The organism is Aquipseudomonas alcaligenes, from assembly GCF_003205495.1.
GTDB classification, from domain to species: Bacteria; Pseudomonadota; Gammaproteobacteria; order Pseudomonadales; family Pseudomonadaceae; genus Aquipseudomonas; species Aquipseudomonas alcaligenes_B.
In genome coordinates this window covers 414,090-428,748 of record NZ_QJRX01000004.1, presented here as the reverse complement: position 1 = coordinate 428,748, position 14,659 = coordinate 414,090, and the positions used below count along the sequence as shown (strand labels likewise).

General features: G+C 67.0%; 13 protein-coding genes and 1 pseudogene. 5 read left to right on the top strand and 9 right to left on the bottom strand.

What is annotated here, in order from left to right; genetic code table 11:
- Positions 1-12: 12 nt before the first annotated feature.
- Positions 13-2,214 (bottom strand): LTA synthase family protein, encoded by a 2,202-nt coding sequence (locus DMO17_RS10000; protein ID WP_258371513.1) that lies wholly within the window; start codon positions 2,212-2,214, stop codon positions 13-15.
- 169 nt (positions 2,215-2,383) lie between these two features.
- Between DMO17_RS10000 and DMO17_RS09995 the strand changes: the two genes are divergently transcribed.
- Positions 2,384-3,220: a CvfB family protein gene (locus tag DMO17_RS09995; protein WP_110682332.1), complete on the top strand. Its 837-nt coding sequence runs from the start codon at positions 2,384-2,386 to the stop codon at positions 3,218-3,220.
- A 382-nt stretch (positions 3,221-3,602) separates the two neighbouring features.
- On the opposite strand, the pseudogene DMO17_RS09990 reads toward DMO17_RS09995, so the two are convergent.
- Positions 3,603-4,207 (bottom strand): annotated as a pseudogene (locus tag DMO17_RS09990) (substrate-binding periplasmic protein).
- Positions 4,208-4,338: 131 nt separating this feature from the next.
- On the opposite strand from DMO17_RS09990, the gene DMO17_RS09985 reads away from it, so the two are divergent.
- Genes DMO17_RS09985 through DMO17_RS09975 form a run of 3 tightly spaced genes read left to right on the top strand, consistent with a single transcriptional unit; the run spans position 4,339 to position 5,500 of the window.
- Positions 4,339-4,659: a helix-turn-helix domain-containing protein gene (locus tag DMO17_RS09985; protein ID WP_110682331.1), complete on the top strand. Its 321-nt coding sequence runs from the start codon at positions 4,339-4,341 to the stop codon at positions 4,657-4,659.
- On the top strand, positions 4,656-5,021 hold the full coding sequence (locus DMO17_RS09980; protein ID WP_076584353.1) for a hypothetical protein: 366 nt from the start codon (positions 4,656-4,658) through the stop codon (positions 5,019-5,021). The genes DMO17_RS09985 and DMO17_RS09980 overlap by 4 nt, the downstream gene beginning before the upstream one ends.
- Positions 5,021-5,500 carry an SEL1-like repeat protein gene (locus DMO17_RS09975; protein ID WP_181418764.1) on the top strand — a complete coding sequence of 160 codons (480 nt, stop codon included), beginning with the start codon at positions 5,021-5,023 and terminating at the stop codon, positions 5,498-5,500. The genes DMO17_RS09980 and DMO17_RS09975 overlap by 1 nt, the downstream gene beginning before the upstream one ends.
- Here DMO17_RS09975 and DMO17_RS09970 read toward each other — a convergent pair.
- Both DMO17_RS09970 and DMO17_RS09965 read right to left on the bottom strand, forming a co-directional pair.
- Positions 5,484-7,244, bottom strand: a complete 1,761-nt coding sequence (locus DMO17_RS09970) for a bifunctional diguanylate cyclase/phosphodiesterase (RefSeq protein WP_110682330.1) — start codon at positions 7,242-7,244, stop codon at positions 5,484-5,486. The two genes, DMO17_RS09975 and DMO17_RS09970, sit on opposite strands and share 17 nt — an antisense overlap.
- Before the next feature lie 91 nt (positions 7,245-7,335).
- Positions 7,336-9,414 carry a carboxy terminal-processing peptidase gene (locus DMO17_RS09965; RefSeq protein WP_110682329.1) on the bottom strand — a complete coding sequence of 693 codons (2,079 nt, stop codon included), beginning with the start codon at positions 9,412-9,414 and terminating at the stop codon, positions 7,336-7,338.
- Between the two features lie 154 nt (positions 9,415-9,568).
- On the opposite strand from DMO17_RS09965, the gene DMO17_RS09960 reads away from it, so the two are divergent.
- Entirely contained in the window at positions 9,569-10,531 is a 963-nt protein-coding gene (locus tag DMO17_RS09960) for an NAD(P)H-quinone oxidoreductase (protein WP_110682328.1), read from the top strand.
- Positions 10,532-10,547: 16 nt separating this feature from the next.
- On the opposite strand, the gene DMO17_RS09955 is transcribed toward DMO17_RS09960, so the two are convergent.
- Genes DMO17_RS09955 through DMO17_RS09935 form a run of 5 tightly spaced genes read right to left on the bottom strand, consistent with a single transcriptional unit; the run spans position 10,548 to position 14,622 of the window.
- The gene (locus DMO17_RS09955; RefSeq protein WP_110682327.1) at positions 10,548-11,201 is read right to left on the bottom strand and encodes an HAD family hydrolase; all 654 of its coding nucleotides are present in this window, start codon (positions 11,199-11,201) and stop codon (positions 10,548-10,550) included.
- On the bottom strand, positions 11,201-12,190 hold the full coding sequence (locus tag DMO17_RS09950) for an ABC transporter ATP-binding protein (protein WP_110682326.1): 990 nt from the start codon (positions 12,188-12,190) through the stop codon (positions 11,201-11,203). Before DMO17_RS09950 ends, DMO17_RS09955 begins: the two co-directional genes overlap by 1 nt.
- A 2-nt stretch (positions 12,191-12,192) precedes the next feature.
- Positions 12,193-12,987, bottom strand: coding sequence for an ABC transporter permease (locus DMO17_RS09945; RefSeq protein ID WP_110682325.1), 795 nt, complete (start codon positions 12,985-12,987; stop codon positions 12,193-12,195).
- On the bottom strand, positions 12,977-13,816 hold the full coding sequence (locus DMO17_RS09940; RefSeq protein ID WP_110682324.1) for an ABC transporter permease: 840 nt from the start codon (positions 13,814-13,816) through the stop codon (positions 12,977-12,979). Before DMO17_RS09940 ends, DMO17_RS09945 begins: the two co-directional genes overlap by 11 nt.
- The gene (locus tag DMO17_RS09935; RefSeq protein ID WP_110682323.1) at positions 13,816-14,622 is read right to left on the bottom strand and encodes an alkaline phosphatase family protein; all 807 of its coding nucleotides are present in this window, start codon (positions 14,620-14,622) and stop codon (positions 13,816-13,818) included. Before DMO17_RS09935 ends, DMO17_RS09940 begins: the two co-directional genes overlap by 1 nt.
- Positions 14,623-14,659 lie beyond the last annotated feature (37 nt).

Sequence of the window (14,659 nt, the reverse complement as noted above, 5' to 3'; positions counted from 1 at the left end):
CGGGGTGGGTCGTCAGTGCGCCGCCGCCTCCATGGCTGACTCCGGCTCCTGTGCCGCCACCAGCTCCGGTGGCAGCGGCTCGGTGACCACGCTGAAGTCGCTGATGCGGATGGCGCCACGGCCTTCGCCGAGCAGGTGGAAGGAGAATGCCTTGCGCGTTTCCGGGTTGTCGAAGTCGAAGCTCAGCTGGACGCTCTCGCCACGCTTGAGCGGTGGCAGCTCGGGGATGGGCAGGGCGTTGTTGCGGTCGAACTCCTTGGTCAGCAGGCGCAGGCTGGCACCCTGGCGGTCCAGGCGCACGGCCTCGATCTTCAGGGTCACGCGGGTGCGGGTGCCCTTGGGCATCTCCAGGTACTGGGCGCCGATCAGGTTGTCCGCCCAGTCGTCGCGCGACTCGGGCTTGAGCTCGATGCGCTCGCGGTTGGCGAACTGGTAGCGCTGGCCGACCTGTCCGCCGGTGATCGACTGGTCGAGCAGGGCGGCGCGCTGGCTGACCAGGCGTGCCTGGCGGCCACTGATGCGCCCCAGGTACTCGGCCCGGTCGGCGATGAAGCCGCTGCTCGCGTAGCGCCGGCAGACCTGCTGGAAGTTGCACTCGGTGAACACCTTGCCGTCGTGCTGGCGCAGCAGGCCGTTGGTGTAGGAGATGATCTCGCGCGGCGTGGCGTAGTCGCGTAGCAGCGAACGCCCGGCGATGTTGTCCGGTACCGGCAGGGCGAAGTAGTCGAGCAGCGAGGCGGTCAGGTCGACGTGGCCGTACACCCCGGACTTGACCTTGGGCAGCTTGTCCGCCTCCGGCGCCAGCATCAGGTTGAAGCCCCAGGCCGAGGCCAGGCGCACATTCTCCAGGCCGTGGGACTCGTCGGAGGTGATCACCACCAGGGTGTCTTCGAGCACGCCCTGTTTCTGCAGGCCGTCGAGGAAGTCGGCTACCGCGTCGTCCAGGTAGCCGATGGCGGCCTGCTTGGCGGTGGGGTAGCGCTCCAGATAGGCCTTGGGTGCCGAATAGGGCTGGTGGGTGCCGACCGTGAGCAGGGTGAGCATCCACGGTTGCTGGTTCTGCCGCAGCTGCTTGACGTACTTCAGCGCGCCCTCGAAGTAGGCCTTGTCGTCCATGCCCCAGGGGAATTCCAGGTAGGGCTTGTTCTTGAACCAGTCGCGGCCGTGGGTCTGTTCGAAGCCCATGTGCGGCATGATCTGGTCCTTGGCCATGAAGCGCAGCCCGGCGCCCTGCAGGAAGTGGGTGCGGAAGCCCATGGCGCGCAGCTGGTGCGGCAGGCACTGCAGGTTGCGGGTCTCGCTGTTGAGCAGCTCCACGCCCTTGGGCGTGCCCGAGTCCAGCTTGCTGTAGTCGCCGCAGAGCATGGCGTACAGACCGCGGATGGTCTGGTGGCTGTGCAGCACGTAGTCCGGCGTGGTCATGCCGCGTTCGGCCCACTGGCTCAGGCGCGGCATCAGGTCTTCCTGGTAGCTGCTGCCGAGCAGCTGGCGATTCCTGGCGATGTAGGCGCCGGGGATGCCTTCCAGGGTGATGATCAGCAGGTTGCGCGCCTTGCCGCCGTTCGGCAGCAGCGGCGTGCCGGACAGATCCAGCTTGCTCAAGCCGTCGATGTCCGGCGGCAGACCCGACTCATCGGCGTACCAGTGGTCCTCCAGGGCCACGCGGGCACGGCTGATACCCTCGGCCATGACCTTGTGCGGCAGGTTGAACAGCTGCCACTGGTCGTCCTCGCTCGGCTGCAGGTACTGCTGGGTGGCATGGCCGAGCAACAGGGCGGCGGGTAGCGCATAGGCGTAGCTGGAAATGCGCGGGCCGCTACGGCGGCCTAGCAGCAGGCAGAGCAGCACGGCGAGCGCCAGGGCCGTCGCCAGCAGCGGATAGCGGATACCGCCGCCTTGGGTGGACTGGCTGACGAACTGCGGATCACTCAGGTACTTGAGGTCGTTGGGCTCGGGCATGCGCCCGACCGCGTTGATCAGCTCGGCATTGCCCAGCAGCATCAGCGCCCAGGCCACGGCCAGCGGTGCCGCCAGCAGCGGGCGGCGATAGCAGAGCAGCAGGAGCAGGCCGCCGATGCCGAGGTCGGAGACATAGCCCGGCCAGCTCGACCAGCCCAGCCAGTAGCGGCTGGCGATGGGCAGCAGGAGGAACAGCAGGCCGAGGGCGAGAAGCGACGCGGCGGGAAAGGGCAGCCAGCGGCTGGAAGAGCGCACGGAAACTCCTGGAATGGAACGGCGAGAGGCCGTGTCCATGAGACAAGGGGGCAGGGCCGAAGTTGCGGCCTGCCATGATTCTGAAACATGACCGTGCTAGGCGCCAGTGGCGCCTATCGCCGGCCGCCGCGATGCTAGAATGCCGGCCTCTTCGAATTGGGTGACGAACATGGCTCTGATCGGGCGCTACAACTCTCTGCAGGTGGTCAAGCTGGCCGACTTCGGCCTCTTCCTCGATGGCGGCGCCGACGGCGAGATCCTCCTGCCCAAGCGCTACATCCCCAAGGGCGAGCCCTGTGAGGTGGGCGACTGGCTCAACGTGTTCATCTACCTGGACAGCGAGGACCGTCTGATCGCCACCACCGAGAAGCCCAAGGTGCAGGTCGGCGGCTTCGCCAGCCTCAAGGTGGTGGACATCAACCGGGTCGGCCTGTTCTTCGACTGGGGCCTGCCCAAGGACCTGCTGATGCCGCACTCCGAGGAGAAACGCCCACTGCAGGTCGGCGACTACTGCGTGGTGCACGCCTACCTCGACCCGCGCACCCGCCGCATCACCGCCACCGCGCGCCTGGATCGCTACCTGGACAAGACACCGGCCAACTACCAGGTCGGCCAGGCAGTCGATCTGCTGGTGGTGGAGCAGACCGACCTGGGCTTCAAGGCCATCATCGACGGCCAGCACTGGGGCCTGATCCACAAGAACGAGGTGTTCAAGTTCCTCCGTGGCGGTTCCCAGGAGAAGGGCTTCATCAAGGAGCTGCGTGCCGACGGCAAGATCAGCCTGAGCCTGCAGCCGGTCGGCCAGCAGGCCCGCGACGAGCTGTCCGAGCAGATCCTCACCGCCCTGCGCGACGCCGGCGGCAGCCTGGCGCTGTCCGACAAGAGCTCTCCGGAAGCGATCAGCAAGGCCTTCGGCGTGAGCAAGGGCAACTTCAAGAAGGCCATCGGCGGGCTGTTCAAGCAGGGCCTGATCCGCATCCTCGACGACCGCATCGAGCTGCTCTGAGTTCAGGCTTGCAGCAGGGCCAGGAACGCGGCCGTGGCCTGCATAGCTGCTCCGGTCGATCGTGCTGGGGAGCAGCCACAGTCGGGCGGGATCAATGTCTGGCTGGGGCCGCCGGCCCTTGTGGCGAGGCGTTCGGGGTGGCGCCACGAGCCGCTGTTCACCATGGATGGCCAGCAGCGGGCATCGTCCCCCTGGCGAGCAACTCGTTCAGGGGCCAGTCGCGGGACTTGTCCTCCAGCCGGTTCTCCACCGTTTCCGGGCCGTGAGTTTGTCTCGGCCAGGGACTGCTTCCGCATCGCCGTGCTACTCGAGGCGCATCTCGGCTTGGGCCCAGGCTATACGGTCAGGTTGCGCAGCGCGGTTGCCACCGGCCTGATGGGTGTCAGTGCAACCGGCGCTCCGCCTGCAGTAGTAGCGCGCGGATTTCGCTGCTGTCGCGCATCTCCTGCAGGATCTCATCCAGTCGTTCGGCGGCTATCGGCAGTGGCTCCCCGTAGACGCAGTGCATGTTGTAGCGCTGCACCACCCAGGGGCTGAAGCGCAAAGGCAGATCGGGCTCACGCGCCAGGCGATAGGCCAGGGGGCGGCGCATGTCGATCACCGCGTCGAGGCGTCGCAGCGCCAGCATGTGCAGGCGGGTTTCGAGATCGCGGACATCCTTGCGCACCACGCTGCCGTCGGCGAAGGCCGCCATCAGTGCGGCGCTGTAGACGAAGCCCAGGCTGGTGCCGATGGTCTTGCCGTGAAGGCTGGCCAGATCGCTGAAGGCTTGCTGCTGCGCATGCTGCAGCAGCACGTCCTCTTCCTAGTACAGCGGCGCTGGCCGACCCGCTGGCCGAGCAGCAGGGTGAAGCCGCCGACCAGCTGCTGGCTTTCCACGTCGACATAGGGCATGCCGTCCAGCGGGCCGAAGCCCCAGCGTAGCTCTTCGGCGAAGGCGCTGAGGCTGCCGGCGCAGAGCAGGCAGATCAGCAGGCGTTTGGCCATCCGTGCTCGGCTCCCGACTCTTGTCTGCCGGGTCAGTATAGGTCACGCTTTGAAGGTGACCCGACTGTTAAGATGAGCGCCTGCAAGGGAGGTGCCGAACGTTTCGGCACTGCTTTCCACGGAGAGCTGTAATGAGTGTGCAAGTCATCATGCGCGACGGCGAGGCGGAGTACGCCGTGCTGCCCTGGGCCGATTACCAGGCCCTGCTGCAGGCGGCCGGCCAGGCCCCGGCTGCCGTCGCCGAAACCATCCAGCCTGGCGCGGCCCGGCTCGACCAGTTGGCGGCGTTGCGCGAGGCCAAGGGGTTGTCCCAGGCCGATCTGGCGCGTGCCGTGGGCATCAGCCCGCATTACCTGAACATGATCGAAAGCGGCGAGCGCCAGCCCGATGGGGCCATCCTGCGCTCGCTGGGGCGTGTGCTGGAAATCGGCGACTGGGAGCAGTCTTCTTGAGCGTGCGTATCCATCGTCAACACTGGCAGGCTCTGCTCGGCGAGCTGGAAGATGCCCGCCGCCAGCGTCACCTGCTGACCTACCGCGCCCTGGTCGAGCGCCTGCAGCTGCCGACCCCGGCCATGCAGACCCTGACCGCCGCCCTGGAACACCTGGCCGCCCTCGACGCCCGCGCCGAACGCCCCCTGCGCAGTGCGCTGGTGATCAGCCAGGGCGCCAGCCGCCTGCCGCGCACCGGCTTCTTCGAGTGCGTGGCTCGCCTCGGGCGCTTCTCCGGACCGTCCGACGGCATTGCCGCTGCCTCCTGGCACGCTGCCGAGGTGGCGCGGGTCTTCGAGTTCAGCTACCCCGAGGAGGCCTGATGCTATGGACCCTGCGCGCGCGCCTGGGCTACTGGCTGGCGCGCCGCCTGTTGCACTGGCGCTGGCTGGTGCAGCAGCCACGGGCCTGGGCCTGGATGCAGGGCCAGTATGCGCGCATGGCGGCCCTCGGCCATGTGCCGGCACAGGGCTTCTACGGCCACCTCCTGCTGTTTCGCGGCCAGGGCTTCGGCGCCCGTGGGGAGGGGCTGCGCCTGCTGCGTCTGGCCGCTCAGGGCGGCGATGGCAAGGCTGCCTACCAGCTCGGTGTGCAGTGCCTGACCGGCGACGCGCGCCAGGCCGCGGATGCCACCGAGGCGGCGCGCTGGTGGGCGCGGGCAGCCGAGGCTGGCCATCCGCTGGCGGCGCAGCGCCTGGCGCAACTCTATCGGGAAGGCGCTCCCGGTCTGCCGGCCGACCCGCAGCAGGCCGAGCGTTTCGCCCGTCAGGCCGAGGCGCTTGGCTTCAGGCCGAAAGGTTGAGGGTGTCGAGGATGTGCAGGCTGTAACCGGGCACCGCCTTGGCCTGGCGCTTGGCTTCCGAGGCCAGGCCGGCCAGCTGACTGGCATCGAGTCTGGCGCAGCTCTGCGGGTGCAGCTGGACCACGCCAATCGACAGTGACAGTAGCGGGAATTCCTCGCGCCGGCCCTGGCGGTTGTGGCTGACGAAGCAGCCGGCCTGCAGGTGCTCCTCGCGGTAGAAGCGCCGGCACTGGGCCTGGAAGTCCTCCAGCAACTGGTTGAGCCGTTCGCGCCAGGTGTCCGGCCCCAGTACCAGGAGAAAGTCGTCGCCGCCGATATGGCCGACGAAGTCGCGGCTGGGGTCGACCCGTTCGTTCAGGCACTGGGCCAGGCACAGCAGTACCTCGTCACCCTTGGCATAGCCATAGAGGTCGTTGAACGGCTTGAAGCTGTCGATATCCACATAGCACACCACGGCCTCGCGGCCCTGCTGCAGCAGGCGGCCGAGGCACTGCTGGATGGGTACGTTGCCCGGCAGCAGGGTCAGCGGATTGGCGTGGCGGGCCTGCTGGATCTTCAGCTCGGTGATCAGCTTGAGCACGTCGATCACCCGCCCCAGGCCGCGGTAGCGCCCCTGCTGGACGATGATGAAGTCCTCTTCCATGCGCTGGCGCGCGCGGCTGGTGAGCAGGCGGCTGACCTGCTGCAGCGACTGGCCGATATCCACCGCGAGGAAGTCCTTGCTCATCAGCCGGCTGATCGGCTTGCGGGCGAACAGGTCGGTGGCGAAGGGCTTGAGCAGGGCGTCGGACAGTGAGTGGCGATGCACGATGCCGACCGGCTGCGCACGCTCATCCAGCACCGCCAGGGAATTGAGGTTGGCCTGGGCGCGGAAGGCCTCCAGTACCACTGCGATCGGGGTGTCCTGGGATACGGCCGGTTGTTCGTTGAGCAGTGCGGACAGGTCGCCGGCGTCCTCGCCCAGGGGCGGGGCCAGGTTGTCCAGGCGCGGCAGCAGCTTCTGCGCGTCACGCGGCGGCTGCTCCTGGGGGCGGCACAGCAGGTAGCCCTGGACCAGGTCGACGCCCATCTCGATCAGGGTCGCCAGCTCTTCGGCCAGCTCGATGCCCTCGGCGATCACCTGGGCACGCGAGGCCTTGGCCATCTTCAGGATGGAGTCGACGAACTCGCGCTTGACCGCATCCTGATGGATACCGTCGATGAAGTGGCGGTCGATCTTCACGTAGTCCGGGCGCAGCTCGGACCACAGGCGCAGGCTGGAGTAGCCGGCGCCGAGGTCGTCCAGGGCGATGGAGAAGCCCATGGCGCGGTAGTGGTGCAGGGCGGTGTCGAGCAGCTGGAAGTCGTCGATCGGTGCCTGTTCGGTGAGCTCGATCACCACCCGGTCAGGGGCGATGCCGAACTCCTGCAGCAGACGCAGGGTGCGTCCGGGCTGGTGGCTGGGCTCCAGCAGCGATTCCGGCGAGACGTTGAGGAACAGCTTGCCGTCCAGGCCCTGGTCGCGGAAGCGGCGGCAGGCGCTCTTGCGGCTGGCCAGCTCCAGCTGGCTCAGGCGGCCGGCGTTGCGTGCCACGCTGAACAACGCGATGGGTGCGTGCAGCGGGCTGTTGGAGGGGCCGCGGGTCAGCGCCTCGTAGCCCAGGATGCGTCGCTCGGAGAGCGAGACTATGGGCTGGAACAGGCTGTGCAAGTCGCCGTGAGCGAGGATGGATTCCAGCGCGCTCAACTGCTCGGTGACGGTCATGGAGGTGTCTCGATCTGCCGGAAAGAAAAGGGCCGGTATCGCTACCGGCCCTTATTTCACGACAGTTCGATGACTGTTTGATGACTTCTCGTCAGTGCTTGGCCAGCGTGGCTTCCAGGCCCAGGTAGTCGAGCAGGATGCGCCCGCTCTCGGTCAGGTAGGCGTCGTCCTCCGGCTTGGTCTTCTCCGGCTCGACCGGCGCGGCATCCTCGTCCTCTTCCTTGATCTCCTTGAGCAGCTCCTCGCCCTTGGCCTTGCGCTTGGCGTTCTCCAGCGCCAGCTGGCGGGCCTCGATATCGGCGTGCTGGGCGCGGCGCTTGGCCTCGTTGAGGCTGACGCTGGTTTCGGCCATCAGCTCCTGGGCCAGGGCCAGGCGCTCGCGGGTGAAGACGAAGTCCGGGTTGTCCGCAGTGCGTGACTCGTGACGGGCTTTCAGCTCGGCGAGGAAGGGCTTGTAGGGATTGCTGTCCGGGCGCACGGCCGGCTTGATGCTGTCCCAGGGCATGGCCTCGGGCAGGGCGCTTTCGCCGATCTCCTGGGTGTCGACGATGTCCGGGTAGGCGATGTCCGGCAGCACGCCCTGGTGTTGGGTGCTCTGCCCGGAAACCCGGTAGAACTTGGCCAGGGTCAGTTTCAACTCGCCGTGGTTGAGCGGCTGGATGGTCTGCACCGTGCCCTTGCCGAAGGTCTGGCCACCGAGGATCAGCGCGCGATGGTAGTCCTGCATGGCACCGGCGAAGATTTCCGAGGCGGAGGCGGACAGGCGGTCGACCAGCACGGCCAGCGGGCCGTCGTAGAACACCCCGGGCTCCTCGTCGGCCAGCACGTCGACGCGGCCGTCGGCATTGCGCACCAGCACGGTCGGGCCCTGGTCGATGAACAGGCCGGTCAGCTCGGTGGCTTCCTGCAGGGAGCCGCCGCCGTTGTCGCGCAGGTCGATGACCACGCCGTCGACCTTCTCCTGCTTCAGTTCACCCAGCAGGCGCTTCACGTCGCGGGTGGTGCTCTTGTAGTTGGGGTCCTGGGCGCGATAGGCCTTGAAGTCCAGGTAAAAGGCCGGGACCTTGATCACGCCGAGCTTGTAGTCGCGACCCTCGTGCTGCAGCTTGAGCACCGACTTCTGCGCCGCCTGTTCCTCCAGCTTGACCGCTTCGCGGACGATGGTGACCACCTTGCTGGTCTGGTCGCTCGGCGCGTTGCTGGCCGGGATCACCTCCAGGCGGACCCTGGAGCCCTTGGGCCCGCGAATCAGCTTGACCACTTCATCCAGGCGCCAGCCGATCACGTCGACCATTTCCTTGTCGCCCTGGGCCACGCCGATGATCTTGTCGGCGGGGGCGATCAGCTTGCTCTTCTCGGCCGGACCGGCAGGCACCAGGCGCACCACCTTGACGTACTCGTTGTCGGTCTGCAGCACGGCACCGATGCCTTCCAGCGACAGACTCATGTTGATGTCGAAGTTCTCCGCGTTGTCCGGGGAGAGGTAGTTGGTGTGCGGGTCGTAGGTCTGCGCGAAAGCGTTGATGTAGGCCTGGAACACGTCCTCGCCGCGGGTCTGCGACAGGCGCTTGCGCTGGTTGTTGTAGCGCTTCTGCAGCAGCTCCTGGATGTCCTTGCTGTCCTTGCCGGCGATCTTCAGGCGCAGTACTTCGTCCTTGACGCGCTTGCGCCAGAGGTCGTCCAGCTCGGCCTGATCCTTGGCCCAGGGGGCCTTCTCGCGGTCCACCAGCAGGCTCTCGTCGATGCCGAAGTCGAGATTGTCGACACCGGCGGCGAGCAGGGCGTCGACCTGGTCGAGGCGCTCCTCGGCACGCTGCAGGTAGGTGCGGTAGATGATGAAGCCAGGCTCGAGGTCGCCGCTCTTGAGCAGGTCGTCGAACCTGTTCTGCCAGCGGTCGAACTGGGCGATGTCGGCGGCGGTGAAGTAGCTGCGCGCCGGGTCGAGCATCTTCAGGTAGCCCTCGTAGATCTTCGCCGAGCGGGCGTCGTCCAGGGGCGGCTTGTTGTAGTGGTGGCGCTTGAGCAGCTCGACCACATTGAGGCTGGCGATCACCTGTTCGCGGTCTGGCTGCAGGTAGGCCCAGTTCTCCGCGGCGGCCTTGGCGGCGGCGGGCAGGGCGTGCAGGCCGAGAAGCAGGGCCAGGGCGGTAGCGGGGAGGAATCTCTGCATGTTGGTTCGACGCGAAGGCAGGTGATAACGCATATTAGGCCGTCTGGTAGGGCGCCGGTTCCGTGGGAGCCGGGCGGCAGAATGCAAAAACCCGACGGTAGGCGCAAAGCCGCATGCTGTCTATTGCCGGGGTCTCACTCACTATGGAGGCAGCATGAAGGCATTGCAAGGCATCGAGGGGCAGCTGGAGTGGGTGCAGCGGGCGGTTCCTGCCTGCGATGTGGGGCAGGTCCGCATTCGCGTGGCCGCCGCCGGCCTCAACCGTGCCGACCTGTTGCAGCGGGCCGGGCATTACCCGCCACCGCCGGGCGCCAGCGATATCCTCGGCCTGGAGTGCTCGGGGGTGGTGATCGAGGTCGGTGCCGGCAGCGCCTGGCAGGTCGGGGACCGAGTCTGTGCCCTGCTGGCCGGTGGTGGCATGGCCGAGGAGGTGGTGGTGGACGCCCGCCATTGCCTGCCGGTACCCGAGGGCCTGTCGCTGGCCGAAGCGGCGGCGCTGCCCGAGGTGTACGCCACCGCCTGGCTCAACCTGTTCCAGCTGGCCGCGCTCAAGCCCGGCGAGAAAGTGTTGCTGCACGCCGGTGCCAGCGGCGTCGGCTCGGCAGCGATCCAGCTGTGCAAGGCCTTCGGCAATCCCTGCTGGGTTAGCGTCGGCTCGGCCGAGCGCCTGGCCTATTGCGTGGGGCTCGGTGCCCAGGGCGGTGCGATTCGCGGCGAGGCACTGGAGAGCCTGCGCGACTTCGGGCCTTTCGATGTGATTCTCGACCCGGTGGGGGCCAGCTACGCCGAGCTCAACCTGCAGCTGCTGGCCCGCGATGGCCGCTGGGTGTGTATCGGCTTGATGGGCGGCAGCAAGGCGCCGCTGGACATGGCGCTGCTGCTCGGCAAGCGCATCCAGCTGACCGGCTCGACCCTGCGCAACCGTGACGAGCAGTTCAAGGCCGAGTTGCTGGCCGATCTGCAGCGTCATGTCTGGCCGCTGTTCGCCGAAGGGCGTCTCAAGCCGCAGCTGGAGCGCGTCTACCCGGCCAAGGACGTGGATGCCGCCTTCGCCGCATTGGCCAGCAACCAGGTGGCCGGCAAGCTGGTGCTGCAGCTCGACGCGAGCCTGGCCTGAGCCGGCTCGCGCGCTGTCAGTGCCAGGTGAGGATGTCCCAGCCGGCCTGCTCGGCGTGAGCGCGCAGGGTCGGGTCCGGATTGACCGCATGGGGATGCGGCACCTGCTGCAGCAGTGGCAGGTCGTTGCGCGAGTCGGAGTAGAAATGCGCACCGTCCAGGCTCTCGCCTTCGGCCTCTAGCCAGGCGGCGAGGCGGGTGACCTTGCCTTCGCGGTAGGTCAGTACGCCGCTGGTCTTGCCGCTGTAGCAGCCGTGCTGCAGCTCGCAGTCGATGGCCAGGACTTCCTCGACGCCCAGGCGTTCGCCGATGGCGCTGACCAGGAAATGTGCCGAGGCGGAGATGATCAGCAGGCGGTCGCCGGCCGCACGGTGAGCGGCCAGGCAGCGCATGGCGTCGCTGTAGATGATCGGCTCGATCACGTCTTCGACGAAGGGGCCGACGACGAAGGCCACTTCCTCCGGTGTGCGCCCCACCAGCGGCGACAGGGTGTAGGCCATGTAGTCCTCCATGGCCAGCTTGCCCTGGGAATAGAGCGCCATCAGTTCCTGTTCGCGGGCGAGGAAGGACTCGCCGTCGACCCACTGGATGTCGGCCATGTGCTGCGCCCACAGCGAGGCACAGTCGCCGTGGATCAGGGTTTCGTCGAGGTCGAAGATCGCCAGGGCCATCACGCCACCTCCCGGATCGCGTTGGGGTCGATGGACAGGCCGATGCACTGGCCCTTGCCGATCAGCGAGCCTTCCGAGCGGTTGAGTACGTCCACCAGCAACTCCACGCCGTTGGCCTGCACCCGGTAGCGGATCACGTTGCCGAGCAGGCTGTGGCCGAGCACCTCGGCGGCGATGGCGCCGCTGTCTTCCAGGCGGATGGCCTCGGGGCGGATGGCGATGCGCTGGTGCACCGGACGCAGCAGCAGGCGGCTGGCGGCATCGGCATCGAGCAGGTTGTAGTTGCCGATGAAACCGGCAGCGAAGGCGTCGACTGGCGCGGTGTAGAGGGACTCGGCATCGCCGCTCTGGACGATCTTGCCGGCATTCATCAGGAAGATGCGGTCGCTCATGGTCAGCGCCTCTTCCTGGTCGTGGGTGACGAAGATGGTGGTCAGGCCCAGCTCCTGCTGGATGGCGCGGATCTGCTCGCGCAGGTGCTTGCGGATGCGTGCATCCAGTGCCGACAGCGGCTCGTCGAGCAGCAGCAGGCGCGGGCGGGTCACCAGCGAGCGGGCCAGGGCCACGCGCTGGCACTGGCCGCCGGAGAGCTGGTGCGGGTAGCGCGCGGCATAGTCGTGCAGCTCCACCAGGCGCAGCACCTCGTCCACGCGCTGGGCGGTCTCGTCCTTGCCGACCTTCTGCATGCGCAGGCCGAAGGCGACGTTCTGCTGCACGGTCATGTTGGGGAACAGCGCGTAGCTCTGGAACACCATGCCGATGCCGCGCTTCTGCGGCGACAGCGGAACCAGGTCCTGGCCGTCGAGCAGGATCTGCCCGCCGTCCACCTCGGTCAGACCGGCGATGCAGCGCAGCAGGGTGGACTTGCCGCAGCCGGAGGGGCCGAGCAGGGTGACGAACTCGCCTTTTTCGATCTCGCAGTGGATGTCGCTGAAGATCGAGGTGGCGCCGTAGCTTTTGTGCAGATTGCGGATGGAAAGATAACTCATGCCTATGCCTTGTCCTTGTTCAGGCGGGTGGCCGCCCAGGTGAAGAGCAGTACGAAGAAGAAGTAGGAAATGACCAGCGCGCTGTTGAAGTGACCGCTGCTGTTGCGCATGTTGTTCAGGTACACCTGCAGGGTCTCGTAGCGGGTACCGACCAGCAGATTGGCGAACACGAACTCGCCGAACAGGAAGCTGAAGGAAAGGAACAGCGAGACCATCAGGCCGTTGCGCAGGTTGGGCAGCACCACCAGGAAGGCGGCCTTCCAGGTGCTGGCACCGAGCAGGTGGGCGGCGTCCATCAGGTCGCGCAGATTGATTGCCTGCAGGTTGTTGGTGATGGCGCGGTACATGAACGGCAGGGCCACGGTGAAGTAGCAGCCGATCAGGATCCACGGCGTGCCGACCATCGCCAGCGGCCCGGAACCGTAGACCTGCAGCAGGCCCACCGAGGACACCACCGGCGGCACGGCGAAGGGCAGCAGGATCAGGATATTCATTACCCCGTCCAGCTTGGGGAAGTGGTAGTGCACCACGAACAGCAGCGGCAGGATCAGCACCACCGCCAGCAGCAGCGCGCCCAGGCACACCAGCAGCGACTGGCCGAAGGCGGCGAGGAAGCGCGCGTCGCTCCACAGCGCCAGGTACCACTTGAAGGTCAGGCCGTCCGGCAGGATGGTCGCCGACCAACTGGTGGACAGCGAGTAGAGCAGGGTGGCCGCCAGCGGTAGCAGCAGGATCAGGAACAGCAGCCAGACCACCACGCGGTGGTAGAGGGCGGCGGGTTTGTTTTCAGCGCGCATCGTGATAGCTCCTGCGCAGCAGCCACTGGTGCACCACGGTGATCAGCGCCATCAGGCCGACCAGCACCATGGCCAGGGCGCTGGCCAGGTTGGGGTCGAGGCTGATGTCGCCGGCCACCAGGCCGGCGATGCGGATCGGCATCACGTTGAAGTTGCCGGTGGTCAGGTAGTACACGGTGGCATAGGCACCGAGGGCGTTGGCCAGCAGGATGACGAAGGTGCCGAGCAGCGCCGGGGTCAGCACCGGCAGGCCGATATGCCGCCAGAAGTCCCAGCTGCCGGCGCCGAGCAGCTGGGCCGACTCGCGCCAGTCCTGGCGCAGGGCGTCGAAGGCCGGGTAGAGCAGCAGCACGCCCAGGGGAATCTGGAAGTAGGTGTAGAGCACGATCAGGCCGGTCTTGGAGTACAGGTTGAAGTCGTCGATCACGCCGGCCTGCTTGAGCAGCAGGGTCAGTGCGCCGTTGAAGCCGAGCAGGATGATGAAGGCGAAGGCCAGCGGCACACCGGCGAAGTTGCTGGTCATGTTGGAGAAGGCCATGACGAAGTCGCGCAGCTTCGAGTCCACCTGGCGCAGCGAGTAGCTGCCGAGGATGGCGATGACGATGCCGAACAGGCTGGACCAGAAGGCGATCTGCAGGCTGTGCTTGATCGCCTGCAGGTAGAACTTCGAGGAGAAGATCTTGCTGAAATTGGCCAGGCTCCAGCTGTCGCCGACGATCAGGCTGTTGACCGCCACCCACAGCAGCGGGGCGACCTGGAAGGCGAAGAAGAACACGGCGAACGGCAGCAGGCACAGCAGGGCCAGCCACTTGCCGCGAAGAGCGGACATCACTTGAGCAGTTCCTTGCACAGGGGTTTGTCGTGGGTGGCACCAAGCAGCGCGCAGATGGTGCCGCACAGCTCGATCTGCCGGGGGCGGGCGTTGGCGTCGAGGCTGAAGGCCTCGCCCAGCACCAGCAGCGGGACCTCGCGCTCCTCGGCCAGCAGGCCGTTGTGCGAGCGGTCGTTGTTCATGCCGTGGTCGGCGGTCACCAGCACCTGATAGCCGGCGTCGAGCCAGCCCTGCAGGTAGTCGGCTAGGATCACGTCGGCGCGCCGCGCGGCGTTGCGGTATTGCGGCGAATCCAGGCCATAACCATGGCCGGCGTCGTCGATGTTCATCGGGTGCACCAGCAGGAAGTCCGGTGCGTGTTTCAGGCGCAGGTTCTCGGCGTCGGCGAACAGGTGCGAGTCCGGGTAGTGGTCGGCGTAGTAGAAGTGGCCGTGCTGGATCGGCAGGGCCGCATCGCTGGTGTGGCGGTCGCGGGCGGCGACGAAGGGTGCGCGGTTATACAGCTCGCTCATCCAGTGGTAGGCCGCGGCGGCGGTGGTCAGGCCGGCGTCACGGGCATAGTGGAAGATGCTGCGCTCCTTGGACAGGCGCACCACGTCGTTGTGCACCACGCCGCTGTCGATCGGCGCAACGCCGGTCATGATGCATTCGTAGAGCGGGCGCGACAACGCCGGCAGTTCGCATTCGAGGCGGTACAGCGCGGCACGGCCGGCGGCGCAGTAGGCCTGCAGATGGCCCAGGGCATGCCGGGCGACCTCGTAGTTGAGACCGTCCAGCACGACCAGAATGACTTTGTGCGGCATCGGGAATTCCTTGGCGAGAGCGGGGCCCGTGCGGGCC